Genomic DNA, 24,231 nt, shown 5'->3' on the forward strand with positions numbered 1-24,231 from the left:
AGGACACCATGACAGACTCACACACCGAGCGAGATGACCAGCGCGCTGTCAACGCCGAGGGCACCGATCCGGACATCGTGACGGACCCGGATCCGGAAGAACGCGAAGACCAGCAGCGGAACCCGGAGGAGCGCGACGACGACGCATCGATGGAGAGCTGAGTCGCACCCCGACGCCGCCCTTGCGCCAACACGCAAGGGCGGCGTCGCCTCTGCGGGGCGGTGACTGCGCGATGACTCGGCTGCCGCAACGATGGCCACTGCACCCGTTTGGCACCCGCAGAGTCACGCCGCTAGCGTGAGTTTCATGCCCACGGATCCGATCTCTGCCCTTCACAATGCCGCGCTGCGGACCGGATTCAGCGGAGTCATCCGCATCGATCGTCCCGGCGAAGACGTGTTCGTCGAGGCGTATGGGTTCGCAGATCGCGCGCGCCGACAGCGGATGACCATCGCTCATCGATGCGGACTCGCCAGCGTGTCGAAGGGGTTCACCGCGCTGGCTGTGGGAGCCCTCATCGATGACGGTGTTCTCTCCTTCGAGAGCCGCGCTCGTGACATGCTCGGCGCAGATCTTCCTCTCGTGCATGACGACGTGACGGTCGGACATCTCCTCGCCCACACCTCGGGCATCGGGGACTATCTTGACGAAGCCCATGGCGAGATCACCGACTACATCTTCGATCGCCCGCTGCATCTCTTCGACTCGACGGAGGCATTCCTGCCGGTACTGGACGGCCACCCCCAAGTGAGCACCCCCGGCTCGGGCTTCACCTACTGCAACAGCGGGTTCGTCGTTCTGGCGCTGGTAGCCGAGCGCGCATCCGGGGTCCCCTTTCATGAACTGGTATCGACGCGGGTTTTCGCGCCGGCCGGGATGGCCGACACCGGCTATCCCCGAGCAGACGAGATCGCAGGCGACATGGCGCTCGGTTATCTGGACGAGCGCGGTGACCGAACGAACGTGTTCCACCTCCCCGTTCGCGGCAGCGGCGACGGCGGCGCGTTCACCACAGTCGCCGATCTCGCACTCTTCTGGACGGCACTGTTCGCGGGCAAGGTCGTGTCGGACTCCACTCGGGATTCGCTGACGAGCGCTCTGAACCACGTGCCGAGCGAGCGGATGCGCTATGGGCGCGGTTTCTGGCGCGGGTGGGAATCCGATGCCGTGATCCTGGAGGGGTACGACGCGGGCGTGTCCGCGCGCACCTGGCACGATCCGTCGTCCGGCGTCACCGGCTCGATCATCGCAAACACCTCAGAAGGCGCGTGGCCCGTCATCGCTGCGCTCGACTGGTCCTGAGTGCAAGCCCCGGTCGTCGAGTTATGCGGGCGTGAAGATCTGACCGACGGGCTCGCGCTTTTCGGCCTGGAAACGGTCTTCGGTGCGTCCGCGAGCCCAGTAGCCCGAGATCGACACCTGTGCGCGTTCGAGTCCGCGCTCATCGAACAGCACACGCCGAAGTGACTTCATCGACTCGCGCTCCCCATGGACGAAGACGTCGACGCGCCCCTCCTTCCACGCAGCACCTCGCACTGCGTCGGCGAGCTGGTCGACCCCGTGTTCGGGGTCGATGATCCAGTGCACCTCGACTCCATCCGGCGCGTTGAGCGGAAGAATCGCGTCCTCCGAGCTGACCTCGATGTAGGCGATGCCCACTGCATCCGCCGGTAGAGCGTCCAACGCTGCGGCGATCGCGGGTAGTGCTGCCAGATCTCCGGCGAGGAGGTACCACTCGGCGTCCGGGTTCGGCGCATAGCCGCCGCCAGGACCGAGCAGACTCAACGTCGCGCCAGGGCCAGCGTTCGCAGCCCACGGCCCCGCCAGGCCCTCATCTCCGTGGACGACAAAGTCAACGTCGAGGGTGTGCGCGACGTGATCGACGCGTCGGATCGTGTAGGTGCGCGTCACGGGGCGCGATTCCGGTGGCGGCGTCGTGAACATCAGCTTCACGTACTTGTCGGTCTCGACGCGATCTTCGAAATCAGCGAACCCTGCCCCACCGAACGTCACGCGCACAAGATGCGGACTCAGCGTCTTCGTGGCGACGACCTCAAGCTCGATGCTGGGGCGGGTGGTGCGGGGCGAGGTGCGTGATGAAATGGCCACCTGCCCTACGCTACCCGCGAACCTTAGGTAAACCTAACCATCTTCAACACGTGCGGCAACATCCGGGGCTGACGCGCCATCCACCTACCGAGCGGAACGAAAGAAACCCCGCGATCTCTCACTTTCGTAAGGGATCGCGGGGCTCTCCACAGTGACAACGGTTAGTGGAGCTGGGGGGAATCGAACCCCCGTCCAACGCTGAGTCTCCGCGTCTTCTCCGGGCGCAGTCTGTGAAAGCGTTCTGCTCGGCTCCGACCTTTGTCACAGACACCTAAGTCGACAAGCCCAGCCTGGGAGAAGTCCCACGTGACGTCCAGACGCCATCACGCAGCAAGATTCCTAGATGACGCCAGGATCCGTATCGGAATCACATACGGCCTGACGGACTATCGGGCTCGCTTATGCAGCGAGGGCGAAGTCAGTGCGCTTGGAGTTGGCACTTATTGTTTTTGCAGAGATCGTTTACGAGATAACCCTGCATCCTCGGCCCGCTTCTCGTGGATTCACAGGCGCTGTCGAAACCGATCAGCCCCGTGGTCTTCTTTCGAAGGAACCGTTGTCACTCTGTGGATTTATCAACTCGGATGCCGCGTGGCTTCCGAGCATCTCAGACTACAACGTTCCCGCCACCAAAGCCATTCCCGTGCTTTCACCGTGCTGGCGTAGAGTCGCGGCATGAGCGATGTCACCATCACCGTCCGAGGCGAGAACGAGGTGCGCGTCGCACCCGAACGCGCCACCATCCAGGCTGTTGTTCGCGCCGAAGGGCCCGACCGCGCAGCCGTGGTCGAGACAGCTCTGCGACTGGCAGAGCCGCTGCGTGCCAGCATCACCGAGCGAGTCGAAGCGGAAACGATCGCGGAGTGGTCGAGCAAGCGACTGTCCGTGCGCGCCGAGCGCCCCTGGAACAACGAAGGCAAGCGCCTTGCGCCGGTGTACTACGCCAGCGTGGACTTCACCGCGACGTTCGTGGACGCCTCGGAGCTGTCCGTCTGGGTCTCCGACGTCTCCCCCTGGGAGGGCATCGAGATCGGCTGGGTGAACTGGCATCTGACACCGGAGACCCGCGCACGCGTGGAGCGTGAGGTCGCGGCCTCAGCGGTCGGCGTCGCGGTCGCGCGAGCGACGGCCTATGCCGAAGCTCTCGGGCTGGAGAGCATCACCCCGTCGGAGATCGCGGATGTCGGTCTCATCTCGAGCGGGCAGCCCTCCCCCACGGCTCCGATGATGATGAAGGCACGCGGCGCCGCGTTCGCCTCGGCCGACTCCGCGCCTGTGATGCAATACGAGCCCGAGGACATCACGATCAGCGCGACCGTCGAAGCGCGATTCTCGGCGCACTGACGTCGAAGAAGCCCGCCCGGTGCGAACACCGGGCGGGCTTCTTCACGCGCTCAGGAGGCGCAGCAGGAGGAGCCGGAGGTGACCTCAGCGCTCGCTGCCTGAGCAGTGGTGCTGCAGCAGCTGGCCTCGGCCGCGACAATCGGAAGCTCGGTGACAGGTGTGTTGCTCATGGGTGGTTCCTTTCGGTGGAGGGATGGATGTTCAGGCGGATGTCTTCGCAATGCTGCGGAAGCCCCGCAGACGAAGGCTGTTGCCGACGACGAACACGCTGGACAGCGCCATAGCCGCGCCGGCGAGCATCGGGTTGAGAAGCCCCAGTGCCGCAATCGGAATGGCCGCCACGTTGTAGGCGAAGGCCCAGAAGAGGTTCGATTTGATCGTGCCGAGGGTTCTGCGCGAGAGACGGATCGCATCGACCGCGCTGCGCAGGTCGCCGCGCACGAGTGTGATGTCGGATGCTTCGATCGCGACGTCCGTCCCCGTGCCCATGGCCAACCCGAGGTCAGCCTGCGCGAGAGCAGGGGCGTCATTGACGCCATCGCCGACCATTGCGACGACCTTCCCTTCGCTCTGGAGGCGTGTGACGACCGCGACCTTTTCCTGTGGCAGGACCTCGGCGATCACCTCATCGATGCCCACCTCGGCGGCGATTCGCTGAGCGACCGCGCTGTTATCGCCGGTGAGCAGCACGGGCGTGAGCCCCAGCGCCTTCATCTGGGCGATCGCCTCGGCGCTGGTGGGTTTCACAGTGTCAGCGACGACCAGGACCCCGCGAGCAGCGCCGTCCCAGCCGACGGCCACGACTGTCTTACCGTCCGCTTCCGCCGCGGCCTTGGCCCGTCCGACCTCGACACTCAGGTGCTGTGACCAATCGGAGAGCAGGCTCTCCCGACCGACGAGCGCGGCACGACCCTCGACGATGCCCTGAACGCCCTTGCCCTCGATGTTCGCGAAGCTCTCGACCTCGGGGAGCCCGCCCAGTTCCTGCGTCGCGGCTTTCGCGATCGCCTGAGCGATCGGGTGCTCGGAGGCGTCCTCCAGCGCTCCGGCGATGCGGAGGAGCTCCTCGCGCACCGTGCCTTGCTCGACGATCACGTCGACCAGCGTCATCTTGCCGCTCGTCACAGTCCCCGTCTTGTCGAGAACAATCGTGTCGACCTTCCGCGTGGATTCGAGGATCTCCGGGCCCTTGATCAGGATGCCCAGTTGTGCTCCGCGACCGGTGCCGACGAGGAGCGCCGTCGGCGTCGCCAATCCCAGAGCACAGGGGCAGGCAATCACAAGCACGGCGACGGCGGCGGTGAAGGCCGCGGCGACCGGGAAGCCGGCGCCCAGCCATCCGCCGAGAGTGATCGCCGCGATCACGATCACGATGGGCACGAAGATTCCGGAGATGCGGTCTGCAAGGCGCTGCACCTCGGCTTTGCCGGTCTGCGCGTCCTCGACCATCCGCGCCATCTGCGCGAGCTGCGTGTCCGAGCCGACGCGCGTGGCCCGCACAACCAGCCGCCCGCCTGCATTGACGGTTGCTCCCGCGACGGCATCGCCCGCGCTCACTTCGACCGGTACGGACTCTCCGGTCAGCATGGACGCGTCGACGGCGGACGCACCGGACACCACGACACCGTCCGTGGCGATCTTCTCGCCGGGCCGCACGATGAACTCATCCCCGACTGTCAGATCCTCGACGGGGATCTTCGTCTCGACACCGTCCCGCAGGACGGCGACCTCTTTCGCGCCGAGTTCGAGCAACGCACGCAGCGCGGCGCCGGCCTGACGCTTGGAGCGCTTCTCGAAGTAGCGTCCGGCCAGGATGAACATCGTGACCCCTGCCCCGACCTCAAGGTAGATGTTCGCGGCGCCATCGGAGGGCGCAAGTGCGAACTCGAAGCCGTGGGTCATCCCGGGCGTTCCCGCGGTGCCCAGGAACAGCGCGTACAACGACCACAGGAATGCTGCGGAGGTACCCATCGAGATGAGCGTGTCCATCGTTGCAGCGCCGTGGCGCAGATTGATCCAGGCAGCTTTGTGGAACGGCCACGCACCCCAGACGATCACAGGAGCGGCCAGTGCGAGCGAGGCCCACTGCCAGTAGGTGAACTGGAGCGCCGGGATCATCGCCACCGCGATCACCGGCACGGTGAGAATGATCGACCCGATGAGGCGATGGCGGAGCGTGTCCAGCTCGGGGTCCGCATCGTCCTTGCCATCGTCGCGTCGGGAGTCCTGTCGCGCCGGTGTCGGCAGGGCCGCGGAGTATCCTGTCTTCTCGACTTCGGCGATCAGAAGCGCCGGGTCGTAGCCCTCGGGAACCGAGACCTTCGCCTTCTCGGTCGCGTAATTGACCGTCGCGGCGACGCCATCGAGCTTGTTCAGCTTCTTCTCGATGCGCATTGCACAGGATGCACAGGTCATCCCCCCGATCTCCAGCTCGACGCTCGAGACGGGAATCGGCGTTGCTGCCGTCGTGCTCATGATCTTCCTTCTTCTGAACGGATCAGGGACTGCTCCCTGCTCACGGATTGTCTCAGTGTGCGTGCGACTCTTCGTCGGCTGCGTCTCCGGGATCGACGTCCGTGCTGTCGACCACGAAAGCCGCGGTGTGCACGTCACCGTCCACCTGGAAGTCCAGATACAGCAGGTACCGACCTGCCGTCGGCGCCTCCGCCATGAATGTGATCTCCGGCCCGGAGCTCTCCCCGGCCTTCGCCGCATCGCCGTCGGCGTGCACGTGCAGGTACGCGAGATCACCCTCACGCAGTGCGACCAGGTGGCCGAATGCCCCCAGGTACGGCTCAAGCGTGGTGACGGGCTCACCTGCGCGGGTGACGGAGAGCGTCAGCTCGGATGCACGCCCCGGGACGAGCTCGCCCTCAAGCGCGACCTCGAAGTCGTCGACGACGGCGTGAGAAGAGGGCGCGGATGCCACCGGACGGAACTCTCCGGCAACGTGGACCGTCGTCGTCAAGGTGATCCCCGGCGACTGGGCACTCTTCGGCGTGAAGTCTGCGTAGACGCGATACGTACCCGCCTGCGCCCAGACCCAGGGTGCAGACCAGACGCCCGTCTGCATGTCGAGAACGGGATGCACGTGACGGAACTCCTGCCCGTCGCTGCGCACCACGATGAGGTGCAGCTGCTTCTCGTGCGCGGTTGCATAGTCCGTCAGGGGCACTCCCTGCTGGTTGCGGATCTCGAAGCGGAGCTCCCCGTCGACGGCCGGCACCTCCGGCGCCTGCACCGCCGCCAGCACGTATCCGCGCGACGAGGAAGAGAGACCCGGAAGCGCTTCACTCTGAACCTCCGGAGCTGTGGTCATACCTGCGTGTTCGTTCATGTCTGTCTCCTGCCAGGTCTCTGCCGCCGTGGCGGGGACGACGGCGGCCGCGATGCCGAAGGCACCCGCGAAAGCGACCGCGACCCCTGCGGCGTACGCGACCAGCCGTCCCCCGGCGTTCATCAGGCTCGCACCGCCGAGTAGCCGGCCTCTTCGACCGCGGCCAGAACGTCGCTGTCATCGAGCGCCTTCTCGGCGGTCACTACAAGACGCCCCGTCTTGGCGGAGACATCCACGCTCTCAACACCGGCGATCTGCTCGACTTCTTCGCGGACCGACATCTCACAGTGCCCGCACGTCATCCCGGTGACCTGGTACTCCGTCGTCGACATCGCGATTCTCCTTCATCCTGGATACCCCCAGTGGGTATGCACTCAGTGTAACCCATACCCACCGGGGGTATTCCAGATTTGATGAAAAAGAAGGGTCTCGCACGCTGGCGCGAGATCAAAGACCCCGATCAGGCGGAGATTATGAAGGGAGCAAGTTCCGCGGCGAGACGCTCGGAGACATGCGCATGGATCGCCGTCCCTTCGGCGAGGTGTTCAGAGGACAGCAGCATCCCGGTCTCATGCACAGCCGCAACCAGGTCACCGCGATCGTAGGGCACCACCGCGCGCACCTCCACGGCCGGCTTCGGCAGCGTCTCGGTGATCGCGACGCGCAGCTCCTCGATGCCCTCCCCCGAGCGCGACGACACGAAGTGCGCCTTCGGCACCAGTCCGCGCAGCACGAGTCGCTCGTCGTCGCTGAGCAGGTCCGCCTTGTTGAAGACCACGATCTCAGGGATGTCGCGTGCCCCGACATCGCCGATCACATCACGTACCGTCTGCAGCTGACGCGCGGGATCGGGATGGGCGCCATCGACAACGTGCACGATGACATCCGCATCGGCGACCTCCTCCAGCGTCGAACGGAACGCTTCGACCAGCTGGTGCGGAAGGTTGCGAACGAAGCCGACGGTGTCGGTCAGTGTGTAGACGCGGCTGTCGGCGGTCTCGGTACGACGCACCGTGGCATCCAAGGTCGCGAACAGGGCGTTCTCGACCAGCACACCCGCGCTCGTGAGCGCATTCAGCAGACTCGACTTCCCGGCGTTCGTGTACCCCGTGATCGCCACCGAGGGGATGGTGTTGCGCTTGCGCTCCGCGCGCTTCGCCTCGCGAGCGGGCGCGAAATCACGCAACTGACGACGCAGCTGCGCCATGCGGGTGCGGATGCGGCGGCGGTCGAGTTCGATCTTCGTCTCACCGGGACCACGGGACCCCATGCCCGCGCCACCCGCGCCGACCTGACCACCGGCTTGGCGGCTCATCGACTCACCCCAACCGCGCAGACGGGGCAAGAGGTACTCGAGCTGCGCGAGCTCCACCTGCGCCTTGCCCTCGCGGCTCTTCGCGTGCTGGCTGAAGATGTCGAGGATCACGGTCGTCCGGTCGATGACCTTGACCTTCACGACGTCCTCCAGTGCACGACGCTGGCTCGGTGCGAGCTCGGTGTCGGCGATGACGGTGTCAGCGCCGACAGCGGCGACAAGATCCTTCAGCTCCGCGGCCTTGCCACGGCCCAGATACGTTGCGGGGTCCGGGTGGGGACGTCGCTGAAGCACACCATCGAGAACCACGGCCCCGGCCGTCTCTGCCAGCGCCGCGAGCTCACGGAGAGAGTTCTCGGCATCTTCCTGCGCGCCCTGCGGATAGACCCCGACGAGGACGACGTTCTCCAGGCGCAGCTGGCGGTATTCGACCTCGGTGACATCCTCGAGCTCCGTCGAAAGTCCCGCGACACGGCGGAGGGCATGCCGATCGGCCAGATCCCACTGCTCGCCGTCGGATGAGCCGTGACCGGCCGTCTCCCCCTCCTGCAGCGCCTGCGCGGCACCGAAGATATGCGACCCCGCACGCCGCTCGCCTGCGGCGAGGATGCGATCGATCGAGGAGTTGTCCTGCTCGCCATCGATGAGAGCACCGTCGTGCACGTCGTCGTTCTCATCGTGTGTTGTGGAATGCGTCATCCGCACCTTTCCCTCTGCCCCGAGAAACCGGGGCTCTGCTCACCGAATTCTGGAGCGCCTTAACCATAGCCCCGGCTCTCCGCTACGCTCGCTCTATGGGTTCCGACCACTACTTCACTGCGGCCCCCGCAAGCCCTGAGAACCTTCGTCGAATCCGGGTCACACTTGCGGGTCGCGAGCTCGAATTGACGACCGCCGGAGGCGTCTTCAGCCCCGAGCATCTTGACACCGGCACCGCCGTGCTGCTGTCGAACACTCCCCCTGTTCCGCCCGGCGGTCATCTGCTCGACCTCGGCAGCGGATGGGGTCCGATCTCTCTGTCGATGGCTCTCACGTCTCCGCACGCGACCGTGTGGGCCGTCGACGTGAACGAGCGCGCGCTCGACCTCGTCCGGCGGAACGCCGATCATCTGGGTCTCACTAATATCAACGCGGTTCTGCCCGACGATGTTCCCGACGACATCGCGTTCCGCTCGATCCGATCGAACCCGCCGATCCGGGTCGGCAAGAACGTGCTGCACGGGCTTCTCGAACGCTGGATTCCCCGCCTCGATGAGCGCAGCGATGCCTGGCTCGTCGTGCAGCGCAATCTCGGCTCCGATTCGCTGCAACGCTGGCTCGCCGCCAACTTCGACGAGGGGTACAGCGTCTATCGTGCCGCGACCGCGCGAGGCTTCCGGGTCATCAAGGTGCGCAGGCACGGGACTCCGCCGACGGAGCCCATCGACGTCGTGCCGGACGACCTCTGACTCGGACGTCAGGCCAGCTCGACCTCACCGTGGAAGACCAGTTGCGCCGACCCTGAGAGGGCGACGTGCTCGCCGTCCTCTGCAGGGAACATTCGCACACCGAGCGTTCCGCCGGGAACTTCGACTCGCCAGTGGTTCGGCGCCGCAGGCCCCGCCCAATGCCGGACGGCCAGCGCCGCCGCTGCGACTCCCGTGCCGCAGCTGAGGGTCTCGCCGACACCGCGCTCGAACACGCGCATGCGCACGCGACCGATCCCGTCGCGAACGAGCGGCTCTTCGGGCACGACGAACTCCACGTTCGCGCCGCTCGCGGGCGCAGGCGCCAACTCTGGGGAGCGAGCCAGATCGAGATCGGCGAGTTCGCTCTCGGATGCCAGCGCGACGACGACATGCGGATTGCCGACGTCGATTCCGAGGCCGGGACGCGGAACATCCAGTCCCGTTGCCCGGGCAAGGGGTTCCGTGCCATCCAGACGCCAGCGGCCCAGATCGACCTGGTACTCGCCGTCGCGCCCCGTGACATCCCGGACGCCTGCTCTCGTGCCGATCGGCAGTGTCGCCCCAGCCTCGATCGTCGCCAGCCCGCTGCGCACGAGGTAGTGCACGAAAACCCGCACACCGTTACCGCACATCTCGGCGATCGACCCGTCTGCGTTCCGGTAGTCCATGAACCACTCGGCTGCCGGCTCTTCGGCCAGAGCGGCCGCGCCCTCAGGAATCGCCGCGGATCGCACAACCCGCAGCAGACCGTCTGCGCCGATCCCGAAGTGTCGATCACACAGCGCTGCCACCTGGTCAGGCGTGATGTCGAGCGCCCCCTCAGGGTCTGCGATGATGACGAAATCGTTTCCGGTGCCGTGACCCTTGGCAAATGCGACCATTTGCCCAGTCTATTCAGGCCGGAGGACGCGGTAGCGCCCGCAGAGGAAGCTCTGGTTGCGCGCGAAGTCGATCAGTTCGAGATCGAGCTCGCGCGGGAGAAGTGGAGCACCGGCTCCCAGAGTGACCGGGGCGTACTGCACCCAGACCTCGTCGAGAAGTCCGGCATCCGCGAATTGTCCGGCGAGATCTCCTCCCCCGACGATCCACAGGTCCTTGTCGCCGGCCGCGCTGAGCATCTCGGCGTGGACCGGGGCGACATCGCCCGAGACGATGCGGACGTCAGCCCCCTGAGGAACCTCGCGGGAACCGTGAGCGAACACCCACGTCGGCTGGGTGTAGCCCCAGACTCCGCCCTCATGCCTCATCACCCAGTCGAAGGTCGACGCCCCGAGCGCGAGCGCGCCGATGCGCTTCTCGAACTCCGGGTAGGCCATGGGCCCTTCCATATCGATCTCTTGCCGCAGAAGCCAGTCAAGCGAGTGCTCGGTCGTCGCGATGAAGCCATCAAGACTCGAAGCCGTGTAGTAGTGGGTCGCCATGGAACGAGCATCGCACCACCCTCCGACATCCACCGAGGTACGCGAACCTCATCAATCTGCGATGAGCCGTTTTCCGGTCATCCAGATGTCAAAGGGTTCGTAGCCGATACTGTCGTAGAAGCCGCGCACGCCCTCGTTCTCAGTGCGTACCATCAGCTGCACCTTCGGGCATCCCATCGCGATCAGCCGTGTCTCCGCAGCCTCCACGAGCATCCGTCCGATTCCTGCGCCGCGCCGATCGGAGACGGTCGCAAGATAGTAGAGCCACCCGCGATGACCGTCATATCCGGCCATGACGGATCCCACGATGCGCCCGGACTCCACCGCGACGAGGAAGAGCTCGGGTTGCACCGCGAGCTTGCGTCGGATGTCTGCGCGGGGGTCGTTCCATGGACGTGTGAGGCCTGCCGACTCCCAGAGCGCGACGACCGCGTCGGTGTCTCCGGCCTCGAACACCCGGATCTCCGTGTGCGTCGTCATTTCGCCGCCCCCTCTGCCGAATCCAGCGAATCAAGGAAGGCCGCAGGTTCGTCGTTGAGCACATCGAGCCATTCGATCTCGGCATAGCGCTTGAACCAGGACACCTGGCGGCGCGCATATCGGCGTGTGAGCGCCTGCGTCTGGGCGATCGCCTCCGACTCACTGATCTCGCCGAGAATCTGTGCCAGCGCCTGCGCGTATCCGATCGCGCGTCGTGCGGTCACGCCCTTTTCCAGCCCGTGCTCCCTCAGCTGCTGCACCTCGGCGATGAGCCCGTCGCGCCACATCCGCTCGACGCGACGATCGAGCCGCTCGACCAGGGCCTGACGCTCCACCGCCGTGCCGAGCACGCGCGTGTGCGCGTGCCAGAGCTCGGGCCGCTCCGGAAGCATCGCCCCGTGGTTGCTCTCGCCCTGCTCCGCGACTTCGAGCGCACGGATGACACGGCGTTCGTTGCGCACATCGATGCGCGCAGCCGTCGCGGAGTCGATCTCGCGCAGACGTGCCAGCAGAGGTCCGACTCCCCGCTCGGCGAGCTCGGCCTCCAGTCGTGCGCGCCGGTCTTGGTCTCGCGGCGGGAAACGAAAGTCGTAGATGACGCTCGACACATACAGGCCGGAGCCACCGACGAGAATCGCATCATTGCCACGCGCGTGGATGTCGGTGATCACGTCTCGTGCGAGCGGCTGGTACCACGCGACCGCAGCTTCCTCCGTGACCTCGCGCACGTCGAAGAGATGATGCGGTATGCCGCGGCGATCCGCGAGTGGAAGCTTGGCCGTGCCGATGTCCATTCCGCGGTAGAACTGCATGGCATCGACGTTGACGATCTCGGCGCCGATTCTCTGCTGCGAGAGTCGTTCGACGAGATCGAGAGAAAGGTCGCTCTTGCCTGTTCCGGTCGCGCCGACGATGGCCCACAGGCGCGGCTCGCGGACGGCAGCGACCGGTGGAATCGGTGCGGTCACGCCGTCAGACTCCGATGCGGAGCGTGGGAAGGCCGAGCGAGACCGCGCGCGGCGCACCTGCTTCAGCTGCAGGAGCCGGCACGGCGCACGACTCGGACTGCGAACGGTCCCAGGCGTCTCCGGCGCGCGTGCGACGGATCTTCAGCGGGGCGCCCGTCGGGTCGTCCGCGAGCAGGTGGAACGGCGCCCCGTGCGTGATCGTGACCGAGACGACGTCGCCCGGGCGCGGAAGGTCAGACCCCTCAGGAACCTGGAAGTGCACGAGTCGATTGTCTTCGGCGCGGCCCGTCAGGCGATGCGTTTCCGCGTCCTTCTTGCCCTCACCAGTCGAGACCAGCACCTCGACCTCGCGTCCGACCTGTTTCTGGTTCTCTTCCAGCGAGATGCGCTCTTGCAGCGCGATCAGACGGTTGTAGCGCTCCTGCACGACCTCCTTGGGGACCTGGTCCTCCATGGTCGCTGCGGGCGTGCCCTCGCGAATCGAGTACTGGAACGTGAAGGCGCTGCCGAAGCGCGCAGCTTCGACGACCCGCATGGTGTCTTCGAAGTCCTCATCCGTCTCGCCGGGAAAGCCGACGATGATGTCGGTGGAGATCGCCGCATGGGGCATCCGCTCGCGAACGCGATCCAGGATGCCCAGGAACTTCTCGCTGCGGTACGAGCGGCGCATGGCTTTGAGGATGCGATCACTTCCGGACTGCAGCGGCATGTGCAGCTGGGGCATGACCGCGGGAGTCTCGGCCATGGCATCGATCACGTCGTCGGTGAAGGCGGCCGGGTGCGGGCTTGTGAAGCGAATGCGCTCCAGACCCTCGATCTCACCGGCTGCACGGAGCAGCTTGCTGAACGCCTGCCGGTCGCCGAACTCGACGCCGTACGAGTTGACGTTCTGTCCGAGGAGGGTGACCTCGATCGCGCCGTCTTCGACGAGAAGACGGATCTCATTGAGGATGTCACCAGGGCGGCGGTCCTTCTCCTTGCCGCGCAGGCTCGGCACGATGCAGAAGGTGCAGGTGTTGTTGCAGCCCACGGAGATCGACACCCATCCGCTGTGTGCGGAATCCCGTCGCGTGGGAAGCGTCGAAGGGAAGACTTCGAGCGACTCGAGGATCTCCAGCTCTGCCTCGCCGTTGTGGCGTGCACGCTCGATGAGCGTGGGAAGCGAGCCCATGTTGTGCGTGCCGAAGACGACGTCGACCCACGGCGCCTTGTCGAGGACGGCCTGCTTGTCCATCTGTGCAAGGCAGCCGCCGACGGCGATCTGCATGCCTTCCTTGCGGCGCTTGACTGCCGCCAGGTGTCCCAGGGTGCCGTAGAGCTTGCCGGCCGCGTTGTCACGCACGGCACAGGTGTTGATGATGACGATGTCGGCCTCGGCGCCGCTCTCGGCGCGCACGTAGCCAGCACTCTCCAGCGAACCCGAGAGGCGCTCGGAGTCGTGCACGTTCATCTGGCAGCCGAATGTGCGCACCTCGTAGGAACGCGCACGTCCCGACGCATCGACCGCCGCCGCAGACGGCGCGATGATCGTCGGTTCACTCACTGGTGTAGTCATGATCTAGCCATTCTACGAGCGGTCTCCCGCTACCCACACATCGAAGGGTTCAGGCGAGATCGTCGTCTGACGGCGTGAATCGCACGCTCGTGGGTCGTGATGTGAAGCCACGTTTGTTTTCGCGTAATGCGGTCCGTGCCGCGGTCATCGCGACACTTCCGCCATAGCCACGCCGGGAAAGCTGCCCGACGAGGCGCCGGAGTGCGGCGTCGTCGTCGAGTCGTGCCATGGATGGGGCCTTGCTGCGTGCGAACTCCAGCGCGCGCTCGGCATCATCGTCTTCAAGGACGCCTAATGCCTCGTCGGCGATATGTCGCGGAATCCCCCGCTGCGCGAGCGTGCGGCCGATGGCGACGCGACCCTGGCCACGGCGCTCTGCTCCCGAGGTCACCAGCATCTCCGCAAGAGCTAGGTCATTGAGGTAACCGCGCTCTTCGAAGTCATCAAGGACGTCACCGGCGTCGCTCCCGGTGAGCCCCTGTGTCCGCAGAACATCTCGCGCCTCACTGACGGAGAGTTGCTTGGCGCTGAGTTTGCGCACGAGGACAGCGACGGCCGCGGCGCGCACCTCTTCGCCGTCGTTGCCACTTTGGGCATCAGCGCCGCTCTCGTCATCCGTCCCGTCAGCCGAGGCGCCGTCAGAACTGGGATCCGGCTCTGTGAAAGCTGATAATGCTCTCAGCGGTGCCACGCCTGCGGGGAACGAGGAACGCAGGGTGTCAGAGGGCCCCGCGTCACGCGATGATCTCGCCGGGTGTCTTGAGTTCGTAAAGTTGCTGGCATCGGCATCGTGCGCCGTCTCCACGACGTCATCGTCGGCTTGTCTCCCGCCCTTACGTCCGAAGAGAGGGATGACGGGGGCGAGCGCATCATCCGATGCGCCGCCCCCGAAATCACGAGCCATGCTCAGGCCGAGCGACGCTGTGCGGACGGATCGGCCGGAGCCTCAACTGCCGCAGGTGCCGCTCCGCCGATGCCGAGCTTCTGCTTGATCTGCGTCTCGATCGCGTTGGCGATGTCGGGGTTCTTGAGAAGGAAGTTGCGCGCGTTCTCTTTACCTTGTCCGAGCTGATCACCGTCGTAGGTGTACCAGGCACCGGACTTCTTGACGATCGCGTGCTCGACACCGAAGTCGATCAGGCTGCCCTCGCGCGAGATGCCCACGCCGTAGATGATGTCGAACTCGGCCTGCTTGAACGGCGGCGCCATCTTGTTCTTGACGACCTTCACACGGGTGCGGTTGCCCACTGCCTCCGTGCCGTCCTTGAGCGTCTCGATTCGACGAATGTCCATACGCACAGACGCGTAGAACTTCAGCGCCTTACCGCCGGCGGTGGTCTCGGGCGAACCGAAGAAGACGCCGATCTTCTCTCGCAGCTGGTTGATGAAGATCATCGTGGTGTTGGTCTGGTTGAGCCCACCGGTGAGCTTTCGCAGCGCCTGCGACATGAGTCGCGCCTGCAGACCCACGTGCGAATCACCCATCTCACCCTCGATCTCGGCACGCGGCACGAGTGCGGCGACGGAGTCGATGACGATCAGATCGATGGAGCCCGAGCGCACGAGCATGTCGGCGATCTCAAGCGCCTGCTCACCCGTGTCGGGCTGCGCGACCAGAAGAGCGTCGATGTCGACGCCGAGCTTCTTCGCATACTCGGGGTCGAGCGCGTGCTCAGCGTCGATGAATGCGGCGATGCCGCCGTTGCGCTGCGCATTGGCGATCGCGTGCAGCGTGAGCGTGGTCTTACCGGACGATTCCGGACCGTAGATCTCGATGATGCGGCCGCGCGGGAGTCCGCCGACCCCCAGTGCCACGTCCAGCGCGATGGAACCGGTCGGAATGACCTCGACGGGAGCGCGCTCGTCGCTGCCCAGTCGCATCACCGATCCCTTGCCGAACTGCTTGTCGATCTGGGCGAGGGCCGATTCGAGAGCCTTCTCGCGGTCTGCGGGTGATGGCATGGTTGCTCCTTCGTGCTGACGTGATGCCGCCTATAGGCTGTCGCGGCGAGCCCCGGCTGGGGCCTGCTCTCCGACAAGGCGTATGGCTCGGTGCCACATCAATCACCGTAGAAGGGGGCTCAGACATTCTGAGGTCCACTCACACGATCGGTGGATGACGAGGATTCGAAACCATCTGTGCAGAAGACTACGCCGAGTTCGAACAGATATTCGAGGACACGCCGAGAAGCAGCATCCGCAACGGGAACGAATCTCGCACGATCGCCCTGTCCCGCGTATCAGGAACGGCGCGGCTCCATGCGTCCCGCACCGTAGCGCCGCTCGGCGGGCACCTCCGCCTCGTCGCAGAGAGCCAGCCAGATCTCACGGGGCGGCACACCTGCATCCAGAGCGTCGACGGCGGTCCGGCTACCGACCGCACCGAGCACGAGATCGTTCAGCAACGATGTCGATCGGGCGCCGAACTCGACATCGACGGCACGGAGGAACTCACTCCTGCGCATGGGATCCTTCCACCACGATCTGCCGCGATTTCTCGCGACCAAGACACTCAGCGCAGCGACAGCTCTGGTTCGACCGAAGCCACGAGGTCTGCGGGAACGACGTCCGGGAACGTGGAGATTCCCTCGAGGACCGAGATGCGGTCACCGACCTCGCGCATGATGGTCGAGATCGGAACATCGAGAGCTTCGGCAACCGAGGCGAGGATCTCGCTCGACGCTTCCTTCTGGCCGCGCTCCACCTCGCTGAGATAGCCCAGCGCCACGGACGCCTTGCTGGCGACCTGGCGCAGGGTGCGGCCCTTCTGAAGACGGAAGTCCCTCAGAACATCGCCGATTTCCTGTCGTACAAGAATCATCAGAACCTCCCCCTTTCTGGACCGTCCGAACCGTGCAGCTCGCCCGGTTGGATCGTCAGTCTAACCCGATCTGACACGTCTGAACCTATCTTTTCAACCTGTGCTTTAAATGTGAGTACACATGACTCAACTTCACGCAGGCGGAGACTATTCCCCGACGTGCTCCACGACTTCGCGCGCCCACTCGAGAGCCGCAGAGACCGTCGCCGCGCGGACCTCGGCTCGGCCGCCGTCGAAGCGGAACATCCGCGTACTCGTATGCGCTCCGACACTCACGCCGATGTGCACCGTGCCGACGGGCTGACCGTCCGGCGAGGCCGGACCCGCGATGCCTGTCGTGGCGATACCCACATCCGCAGGTTCGCCATCGATCGTCATCGCCCGCCGCACGCCGTCCGCCATCTGCGCGGCGACCTCCGGATGCACGGGTCCGTAACGCTCCAGCAGCACGATGTCGACGCCGAGCACGCTCGCTTTGATCTCTGTCGCGTACGAGACGATTCCGCCTCTCAGAACGGCCGAAGCCCCGGGCACCGCGACGAGTGCGGAACAGAGCGCACCGCCCGTGAGCGACTCCGCAATCCCGAGCGAAAGTCCGCGATCACGCAAGGCAGAGAGGAGAGCGTCCGGAGCATCCATGACTTACGCCCTTCTTCCTGGCCGCTACTTCGCCCGACGGCCCTCGCGCACGCCGCGCGCCTGGGCGACGATGTAGTCGATTCCGCTGAGCACCGTCAGCACGAGCACGACCAGCATCAGGACGAAGGTCACGACCGTCCACACCGGCATGCCGACCAGGACGTGCAACGGGAGCAGCGCCCATCCGAGCGCGACCCCCTGGAAGGCGGTCTTGAGCTTGCCCATCCAGGCAGCAGCCACGATGTGCTCGCTGGCCACCATCAAGCGATGGATGGTGATCCCCCACTCGCGGATGAGGATGACGATGACGATCCACCAGCTCACTTCGCCGAGAATCGCGAGGCCCACGAAACCGGCGCCGGTCAGCAGCTTGTCGGCGATCGGGTCCCAGAGCTTTCCGAAGTCGCTGACGATGTCGTACTTGCGTGCCAGGTATCCGTCGACCCAGTCGGTCGAGATCGCGAGCACGAAGAGTCCACCCGCGACCCAGCGGAGCACGAGGTCGCTATCGCCGTACTGCCCGCCCATGAGCAGCAGCACGAAGAAGACGACGGCGAGCGGGATGCGCGCGACCGTGATCGCGTTGGGAAGCTGTCGAGGAATCCCCATCAGTCACGACCCGTCAACGACCAGGCATCTTCGTCACCGTCATCATCAGCCTCGACGACTTCCAGGCCCGCGAACTGCGCCTCGACCGGGTCGACTCCTGCTGCCATCCCCGCAGCCGCTGCGGCGGGTGGCGCGGTGGACGCCGCCGGCGCCGGGGTATCCCCGCGCAGACGCGCGAGCACACCCGGAAGCTGCTCTGCCGTCACGAGAACGTCGCGTGCCTTGGAGCCCTCGGACGGGCCGACGACCTCGCGGGACTCCAGCAGGTCCATGAGACGACCTGCCTTGGCGAAGCCCACTCGCAGCTTGCGCTGCAGCATCGAGGTCGAGCCGAACTGTGTCGAGACGATGAGCTCGGCGGCTGCGAGCAGCAACTCGAGGTCGTCGCCGATGTCTTCGTCGACCTCGTTCTTCTTCTTCGGCTCGATCGCTTCCTGAACATCCGCGCGGTACTCGGGGCGAGCCTGCTGCGTGACGTGCTTGACGACAGCTTCGATCTCTTTCTCGTCAACCCATGCGCCCTGCAGGCGGAACGGCTTCGAAGAGCCCATGGGCGAGAAGAGAGCGTCACCCTGGCCGATGAGCTTGTCGGCGCCGGGGCTGTCGAGGATCACGCGGCTGTCGGTGACGCTCGTCACGGCGAAAGCCAGACGCGACGGCACGTTCGCCTTGATGAGGCCCGTGACCACGTCGACGCTCGGACGCTGCGTTGCCAGCACCAGGTGAATACCACTCGCGCGGGCCAGCTGCGTGATGCGAACGATCGAGTCCTCGACGTCACGAGGCGCGACCATCATGAGGTCGGCGAGCTCATCGACCACGACGAGCAGGTAGGGATAGGGCTTGAGCACACGCTCGCTGCCCACCGGCACCTCGACCTCTCCGGCGCGCACTGCGCGGTTGAAGTCGTCGATGTGGCGGAAGCCGAACGACGCGAGGTCGTCGTAGCGCATGTCCATCTCTTTCACGACCCACTGGAGCGCCTCGGCCGCCTTCTTGGGGTTCGTGATGATCGGCGTGATGAGGTGCGGAACGCCCGCGTAGCTGGTGAGCTCCACCCGCTTCGGGTCGATCAGCACCATGCGCACATCTGCCGGACGCGCCCGCATGAGCAGGCTCGTGATCATGGAGTTGACGAAACTCGACTTACCTGAACCGGTGGAACCGGCAACGAGGAGGTGCGGCATCTTGGCGAGGTTCGCGACGACGAAGTTGCCGCCGACATCCTTGCCGACGCCGATCGTCATCGGATGCGTGCTCTTCTGCGCCGCCTGCGACCGCAGCACGTCACCGAGGGCGACGGTCTCGCGGTCGGTGTTGGGGATCTCGATGCCGATCGCGCTCTTGCCCGGGATCGGCGAGAGGATGCGCACGTCATTGGATGCGACGGCATAGGCGAAGTTGTTGCTGAGCTGCAGGATCTTCTCGACCTTGACGCCATGCCCGACCTCGACCTCGTACTGCGTGACGGTGGGTCCGCGCGAGAAGCCGGTGACCTTGGCATCGACGTTGAACTGCGTGAGCACGTTCGTGATCTGCTCGACGATGCGGTCGTTGGCCTCGGAGCGCGCGACCGAGGGCGGGCCCTCGCTGAGCACGCTCGGCCGCGGAAGAATGTAGGGCGCGACGGGGGCCTGCGGGCCGCGGTCGCCGGGGCCGTCCGTGCCGAAGCCGTCGAGACCGGGAAGCTCAGGCATCTCGCCGGTGTCACCGTCGTCCAGGAGTGCCGTGCTCTGCTTCTCGGCGAGCATGTCGGTCACGGCCCGCACGTCCGACAGCACTTCGGTCGCCGCGTCGTACGGATCGTTCGCCGAGGCCGTGGCGTTCGTGACGATCACGGCCTGGTCGTAGGCCGGAGTCTTGTCTTGCGTCATGAGGATCTCGGTGAGGTCCTGCGATCCCAGACCGCCGTCCGGGTCTTCCTCGCGACCGGTCTTGTTGCGACGCCACCAGGGCAGCACATCCGGATCGTCGACCTTGTCTGCCTCAGCGATCGACTCTGCGTCCTTCACCGGCTTCTCTGCCCGATCCTCATCGAACATCCAGGCATAGAGATCGCCCAGGCGCTGACCGATGCGGTTCGGCGGCGTCTTGGTGATGATGAGGACGCTGAGCACGGCGAGGAGCGACAGCACGACGTACGCCACCGGCGAGGTGAGGTACGACAGCGGCTCACCCAGCATCCATCCGAAGAGTCCGCCCGCCGCGCTCAGCGCGGGCATGCCGGACTTGGGCTGCGGCTGGCCTCCCGCCACATGGCAGAAGCCGGCGACCGTCAGGATGAAGAGTCCGAAGCCGATGCCGATGCGACCGTTGTCATTGACGGACGAAGGATGCCGGAACATCCACCCCGCCAGCAGCAGAAGCAGCACGGGCATGACGAAGGCGGTACGGCCGATCAGGCCGCCGACAGAGTAAGCGCTGATGTTGGCCGCGACCTCGTTGCCGATGAAGAACCACTCATTGACGGCACCCGCAATCGCCAGCAGCACCAGCAGGAACGGGAAACCGTCGCGACGATCGTCTTTCTGGAGCGTCTCGGGACCGAACGTGCGGAACAGTCCGCCGACACCGTGCGCAAGGCCCATCCACGCGCGCGCGGCGACGGGAGGCTTCTCGACCTCATCGATGTACTTCTTCGGCGCCGCCTGCGCACGCGGCTTCGCCGCGGCCGTGGAACGAGGGCGCGCCGAAGACTTCTCAGACGACTGACCTTTGCTGGTCGCGCTCGTACTCCTGGCCATGCTTCCACGCTACGCGGGAGCACAGACATTTGTCCGTAGTGACGCGGCATCCCGCCACCTTCGCATCGGAAGGAACGCGGATGCAGCGACCTCCTGCAGACTACGCCTCGATGACCAGCGGAACGATCATCGGACGACGGCGCAGCTTCTGGTTGACCCACCGACCGATCGTCCGACGCACGACCTGCGACAGCGCATGCGGATCACGCACGCCATTGCCGGCGGCCTCCTTGAGAGCTGCCACGATCTTCGGCGCGACGTCGTCGAAGACGGAGTCGTCTTCGGCCACACCTCGCGCGTGGATCTCGGGGCCCGAGATGATGTCACCCGTCGTCGAGTCAACGACGACGATCACCGACACGAAGCCCTCTTCGCCGAGGATGCGGCGATCCTTGAGGTCTGCATCCGTGATCTCTCCCACGGTCGAACCGTCGACGTACACGAACCCGAGATCGAGCTGACCGGCGACGCGGGCCTCGCCGTCCTTGAGATCGATGATCGTGCCGTTGGAGGCGATGAACGTGTTCTCTTCGGCGATCCCGGTGTCCTGCGCGAGCTTCGCGTTCGCGATCAGGTGACGGTACTCGCCATGCACGGGGAGCACGTTCTTGGGGCGGAGGATGTTGTAGCAGTAGATCAGCTCACCGGCGGCGGCATGGCCCGAGACGTGCACGCGGGCGTTGGCCTTGTGCACGACGTTGGCTCCGAGCTTGGTGAGGCCGTCGATCACACGGTAGACCGCGTTCTCGTTGCCCGGAATCAGGCTCGAGGCGAGGATGACGGTGTCTCCGGGACCCGGCTCGATCGCGTGATCGAGGTTCGCCATGCGGCTGAGCACGGCCATCGGCTCACCCTGCGAGCCCGTCGACATGTAGACGATCTGGTCTTCGGGAAGGTCACGCGCCTTCTTGTAGTCGATCAGAACACCCGCCGGCACCTTCAGGTACCCGAGGTCTTCGGCGATCGTCATGTTGCGCACCATGCTGCGCCCGAGGAACGCCACGCGACGGCCGTGCGCGTGCGCGGCGTCGATGACCTGCTGCACGCGGTGCACGTGGCTCGAGAAGCTGGCGACGATCACGCGGCGCGGCGCCTTGCCGATCACCTGGTCGAGGACAGGGCCGATCGAACGCTCGGTCGGGGTGAAGCCCGGGACATCCGCGTTGGTCGAGTCGACCAGGAAGAGATCCACGCCCTCCTCGCCCAGACGTGCGAATGCGCGGAGGTCGGTGATGCGACCGTCGAGCGGCAGCTGGTCCATCTTGAAGTCACCGGTCGCCAGCGCCATGCCCGCAGGCGTGCGAATCGCGACAGCGAGAGCATCCGGGATGGAGTGGTTCACCGCGACGAACTCGAGATCGAACGGACCGACCTGCTCACGCTGCTCCTCCTTCACCGTCAGCGTGAACGGACGGATGCGGTGCTCCTTGAGCTTCGCCTCGACGAGCGCGAGGGTGAGGCCCGACCCGATCAGCGGGATGTCGTTCTTCAGGCGCAGCAGATACGGCACAGCCCCGATGTGGTCTTCGTGACCGTGCGTGAGCACGACACCGACGATGTCGTCGAGACGGTGCTTGATGGGTTCGAAATCCGGCAGGATCAGATCGACGCCCGGCTGATGCTCTTCCGGGAACAGCACGCCGCAGTCGACGATCAGGATCTTGCCGTCGTACTCGAAGGTCGTCATGTTGCGACCGATCTCTCCGAGTCCGCCGATCGGCGTGACGCGGAGCACGCCGTCGGCGAGGGGTTCGGGATCTGCGAGTGCGATGGTCATCATGCCTCCAGGGCCGGGCACCGTGTGCCCGTTCGAATTGTGCGCGAGAGCGCGCTCACCGCGTGGTGCCGTGCACCTTGGGAAGCGCTCCTCCTGCGGCCGCATTGCGGTCGGGACGGAAGTTCGAGAAGTCGGCGCCGGGCACGTCCTTAACGAGCGCGAGCTCGTCTTCGATGATCGCGGCTTCCCACTCCTCCGGCCCCACGAGCGGGAGCCGTACGCGCGGGCTGCCGATACGGCCCAGCCCGTGCAGGATGTACTTGGCAGCCACGGTGCCGGGAACGTGCGTCATGACCGCGCGAACGAGCGGTTCCAGACGCTTGTGCTCGGCGGTCGCCGTGGCCAGGTCGCCGCGGTTCACGGCGTCGATGATGGTGCGGTACGGGGTCGGTGCGATGTTCGCGGTGACGCCGATGAGCCCGGATGCCCCGATCGCGAGATGCGGCAGCACGTTGGCGTCATCTCCCGAGAAGTAGAGCAGGTCGGTCTGGTTGAGCACGCGGCTCACCTCGGAGAAGTCGCCCTTGGCATCCTTCACCGCGAGGATGTTGGGGTGCTTGGCGAGACGGAGGATCGTCTCGTACTTGATCGGCACCCCGGTGCGCCCCGGGATGTCGTAGAGGATCACCGGCAGGTCGGTCGCGTCTGCAACGAGGCGGAAGTGCGTGAGGATGCCGGCCTGCGTGGGCTTGTTGTAGTACGGCGTGACGATCATGATGCCGTCGGCGCCCGCCTTCTCGCTGGCCTTGTACAGCTCGATCGCGTGCGCGGTCTCGTTGGAGCCACCACCCGTGATGATCTTGGCGCGGCCCGCAGAGACCGACTTCCCGACCTCGACGAGCTTCAGCTTCTCGGGATCCGTCAGGGTCGAGGTCTCACCGGTCGTTCCCGTCACGACGATGCCGTCCGCGCCTGCGGTGATCACGTCATCGATGTGCTTCTCGACGGCGGGCCAGTCGACTTCACCGTCGGCCGTCATCGGAGTGACGAGCGCGACGAGAACCTGTCCGAATGGATTTCCCGAGTGCGTCATGCTCTCAGCGTATCGGTTCGGCGGCGTGCGACCCAGACGGTGACGCCACGAGGACGTGCGACCCAGGTACTAGGCTCGCCGAATGATCTGGCAGACCCGTGATTCGAAGATCGTGTACGAGAACCGCTGGATCTCGGTCCGAGAGGACCAGGTCACAGGTCCCGGCGGCGATGGCATCTACGGAGTGGTCACGCTGCGGCATCCCGCCGTCTTCGTCGTCGCGCTCGATGCGAGCGACCGCGTGTGCCTCGTCACCCTCGACCGGTACACGACGGGACGATCGATCGAGGTGCCCGCGGGCGGCACGGACGGCGAGGATCCGATCATCGCGGCGCAGCGAGAGTTCGTCGAGGAGACCGGCCTCCACGCCGACGAGTGGACGCTGCTCGGCGAGATGACCGCCCTGAACGGCGTGACCGTCGCCCCGGAGTTCGTGTTTCTCGCGCGTGGGATCCGCGCGCATGCCTCGCGCACCCATGGTCAGACGGAGGAGGGGATCCAGGACGTCTCGTGGGTGCCGTTCCCCGAGGTCGTTGAGATGATCGCTGACGGTCGCATCCGCGACGGCGAGACGATCGCGGCGCTCACCTACGCCGCCATCCACCTCGGCCGTCTTCGCTGAGACGAGACC

The 24,231-nt window shown here is 65.7% G+C and carries 24 protein-coding genes and 1 other RNA gene; 5 read left to right on the forward strand and 20 right to left on the reverse strand.

Features of this window, described 5'->3' with window-relative positions; all coding sequences use genetic code 11:
- The first annotated feature begins 8 nt into the window (after positions 1-8).
- A complete protein-coding gene (locus JOD62_RS01395) occupies positions 9-161 on the forward strand; it encodes a hypothetical protein (RefSeq protein WP_204937556.1) in 153 nt (50 codons plus the stop codon).
- Between the two features lie 145 nt (positions 162-306).
- The gene (locus tag JOD62_RS01400; protein WP_204937557.1) at positions 307-1,302 is read left to right on the forward strand and encodes a serine hydrolase domain-containing protein; all 996 of its coding nucleotides are present in this window, start codon (positions 307-309) and stop codon (positions 1,300-1,302) included.
- 21 nt (positions 1,303-1,323) lie between these two features.
- Here the strand turns inward: JOD62_RS01400 and JOD62_RS01405 are convergent, their stop codons facing one another.
- The gene (locus JOD62_RS01405; RefSeq protein WP_204940005.1) at positions 1,324-2,103 is read right to left on the reverse strand and encodes a siderophore-interacting protein; all 780 of its coding nucleotides are present in this window, start codon (positions 2,101-2,103) and stop codon (positions 1,324-1,326) included.
- 168 nt (positions 2,104-2,271) lie between these two features.
- Positions 2,272-2,642, reverse strand: a transfer-messenger RNA (tmRNA) gene (ssrA, locus tag JOD62_RS01410).
- Positions 2,643-2,784: 142 nt separating this feature from the next.
- On the opposite strand from ssrA, the gene JOD62_RS01415 reads away from it, so the two are divergent.
- On the forward strand, positions 2,785-3,453 hold the full coding sequence (locus JOD62_RS01415) for an SIMPL domain-containing protein (protein ID WP_204937558.1): 669 nt from the start codon (positions 2,785-2,787) through the stop codon (positions 3,451-3,453).
- A 201-nt stretch (positions 3,454-3,654) separates the two neighbouring features.
- Here JOD62_RS01415 and JOD62_RS01420 read toward each other — a convergent pair whose 3' ends face one another.
- The 4 genes from JOD62_RS01420 to hflX form a co-directional block, all read right to left on the reverse strand.
- Entirely contained in the window at positions 3,655-5,928 is a 2,274-nt protein-coding gene (locus JOD62_RS01420; RefSeq protein ID WP_204937559.1) for a heavy metal translocating P-type ATPase, read from the reverse strand.
- 52 nt (positions 5,929-5,980) lie between these two features.
- Entirely contained in the window at positions 5,981-6,913 is a 933-nt protein-coding gene (locus JOD62_RS01425; RefSeq protein WP_204937560.1) for a heavy-metal-associated domain-containing protein, read from the reverse strand.
- Complete coding sequence (locus JOD62_RS01430) at positions 6,913-7,122, reverse strand: heavy-metal-associated domain-containing protein (RefSeq protein WP_204937561.1); 210 nt, start codon at positions 7,120-7,122, stop codon at positions 6,913-6,915. Before JOD62_RS01430 ends, JOD62_RS01425 begins: the two co-directional genes overlap by 1 nt.
- Positions 7,123-7,250: 128 nt before the next feature.
- Positions 7,251-8,804 (reverse strand): GTPase HflX, encoded by a 1,554-nt coding sequence (gene hflX / locus JOD62_RS01435; protein WP_204937562.1) that lies wholly within the window; start codon positions 8,802-8,804, stop codon positions 7,251-7,253.
- 95 nt (positions 8,805-8,899) lie between these two features.
- Here hflX and JOD62_RS01440 point away from each other — a divergent pair, with 95 nt between their 5' ends.
- On the forward strand, positions 8,900-9,553 hold the full coding sequence (locus JOD62_RS01440) for a class I SAM-dependent methyltransferase (RefSeq protein ID WP_204937563.1): 654 nt from the start codon (positions 8,900-8,902) through the stop codon (positions 9,551-9,553).
- An 8-nt stretch (positions 9,554-9,561) separates the two neighbouring features.
- Here the strand turns inward: JOD62_RS01440 and dapF are convergent, their stop codons facing one another.
- The 14 genes from dapF to dapA form a co-directional block, all read right to left on the reverse strand.
- Positions 9,562-10,434: a diaminopimelate epimerase gene (gene dapF / locus JOD62_RS01445; protein WP_204937564.1), complete on the reverse strand. Its 873-nt coding sequence runs from the start codon at positions 10,432-10,434 to the stop codon at positions 9,562-9,564.
- Positions 10,435-10,443: 9 nt separating this feature from the next.
- Entirely contained in the window at positions 10,444-10,974 is a 531-nt protein-coding gene (locus tag JOD62_RS01450) for a dihydrofolate reductase family protein (RefSeq protein ID WP_204937565.1), read from the reverse strand.
- 51 nt (positions 10,975-11,025) lie between these two features.
- Entirely contained in the window at positions 11,026-11,454 is a 429-nt protein-coding gene (locus JOD62_RS01455; protein WP_204937566.1) for a GNAT family acetyltransferase, read from the reverse strand.
- On the reverse strand, positions 11,451-12,422 hold the full coding sequence (gene miaA / locus JOD62_RS01460) for a tRNA (adenosine(37)-N6)-dimethylallyltransferase MiaA (protein ID WP_271171581.1): 972 nt from the start codon (positions 12,420-12,422) through the stop codon (positions 11,451-11,453). The genes JOD62_RS01455 and miaA overlap by 4 nt, the downstream gene beginning before the upstream one ends.
- A 4-nt stretch (positions 12,423-12,426) precedes the next feature.
- On the reverse strand, positions 12,427-13,977 hold the full coding sequence (gene miaB / locus JOD62_RS01465; protein WP_204937567.1) for a tRNA (N6-isopentenyl adenosine(37)-C2)-methylthiotransferase MiaB: 1,551 nt from the start codon (positions 13,975-13,977) through the stop codon (positions 12,427-12,429).
- A 49-nt stretch (positions 13,978-14,026) separates the two neighbouring features.
- Positions 14,027-14,881, reverse strand: coding sequence for a regulatory protein RecX (locus JOD62_RS01470; RefSeq protein WP_204937568.1), 855 nt, complete (start codon positions 14,879-14,881; stop codon positions 14,027-14,029).
- A 2-nt stretch (positions 14,882-14,883) separates the two neighbouring features.
- Complete coding sequence (gene recA / locus JOD62_RS01475; protein WP_204937569.1) at positions 14,884-15,939, reverse strand: recombinase RecA; 1,056 nt, start codon at positions 15,937-15,939, stop codon at positions 14,884-14,886.
- 278 nt (positions 15,940-16,217) lie between these two features.
- Complete coding sequence (locus JOD62_RS01480) at positions 16,218-16,442, reverse strand: DUF3046 domain-containing protein (protein WP_204937570.1); 225 nt, start codon at positions 16,440-16,442, stop codon at positions 16,218-16,220.
- Between the two features lie 47 nt (positions 16,443-16,489).
- Entirely contained in the window at positions 16,490-16,798 is a 309-nt protein-coding gene (locus tag JOD62_RS01485) for a helix-turn-helix domain-containing protein (protein WP_204937571.1), read from the reverse strand.
- Positions 16,799-16,945: 147 nt separating this feature from the next.
- On the reverse strand, positions 16,946-17,437 hold the full coding sequence (locus JOD62_RS01490; RefSeq protein WP_204937572.1) for a CinA family protein: 492 nt from the start codon (positions 17,435-17,437) through the stop codon (positions 16,946-16,948).
- Positions 17,438-17,461: 24 nt separating this feature from the next.
- Positions 17,462-18,046, reverse strand: a complete 585-nt coding sequence (gene pgsA, locus JOD62_RS01495) for a CDP-diacylglycerol--glycerol-3-phosphate 3-phosphatidyltransferase (protein WP_204937573.1) — start codon at positions 18,044-18,046, stop codon at positions 17,462-17,464.
- Positions 18,046-20,790, reverse strand: coding sequence for a DNA translocase FtsK (locus JOD62_RS01500; RefSeq protein ID WP_204937574.1), 2,745 nt, complete (start codon positions 20,788-20,790; stop codon positions 18,046-18,048). Before JOD62_RS01500 ends, pgsA begins: the two co-directional genes overlap by 1 nt.
- A 100-nt stretch (positions 20,791-20,890) precedes the next feature.
- Positions 20,891-22,567 carry a ribonuclease J gene (locus JOD62_RS01505; RefSeq protein WP_204937575.1) on the reverse strand — a complete coding sequence of 559 codons (1,677 nt, stop codon included), beginning with the start codon at positions 22,565-22,567 and terminating at the stop codon, positions 20,891-20,893.
- Between the two features lie 55 nt (positions 22,568-22,622).
- Positions 22,623-23,600: a 4-hydroxy-tetrahydrodipicolinate synthase gene (dapA, locus tag JOD62_RS01510; protein WP_204937576.1), complete on the reverse strand. Its 978-nt coding sequence runs from the start codon at positions 23,598-23,600 to the stop codon at positions 22,623-22,625.
- A gap of 82 nt (positions 23,601-23,682) precedes the next feature.
- Between dapA and JOD62_RS01515 the strand changes: the two genes are divergently transcribed.
- Entirely contained in the window at positions 23,683-24,222 is a 540-nt protein-coding gene (locus tag JOD62_RS01515) for an NUDIX domain-containing protein (protein WP_204937577.1), read from the forward strand.
- The last annotated feature ends 9 nt before the right edge of the window (positions 24,223-24,231 follow it).

It is taken from the genome of Microbacterium keratanolyticum, from assembly GCF_016907255.1.
GTDB lineage: Bacteria > Actinomycetota > Actinomycetes > Actinomycetales > Microbacteriaceae > Microbacterium > Microbacterium keratanolyticum.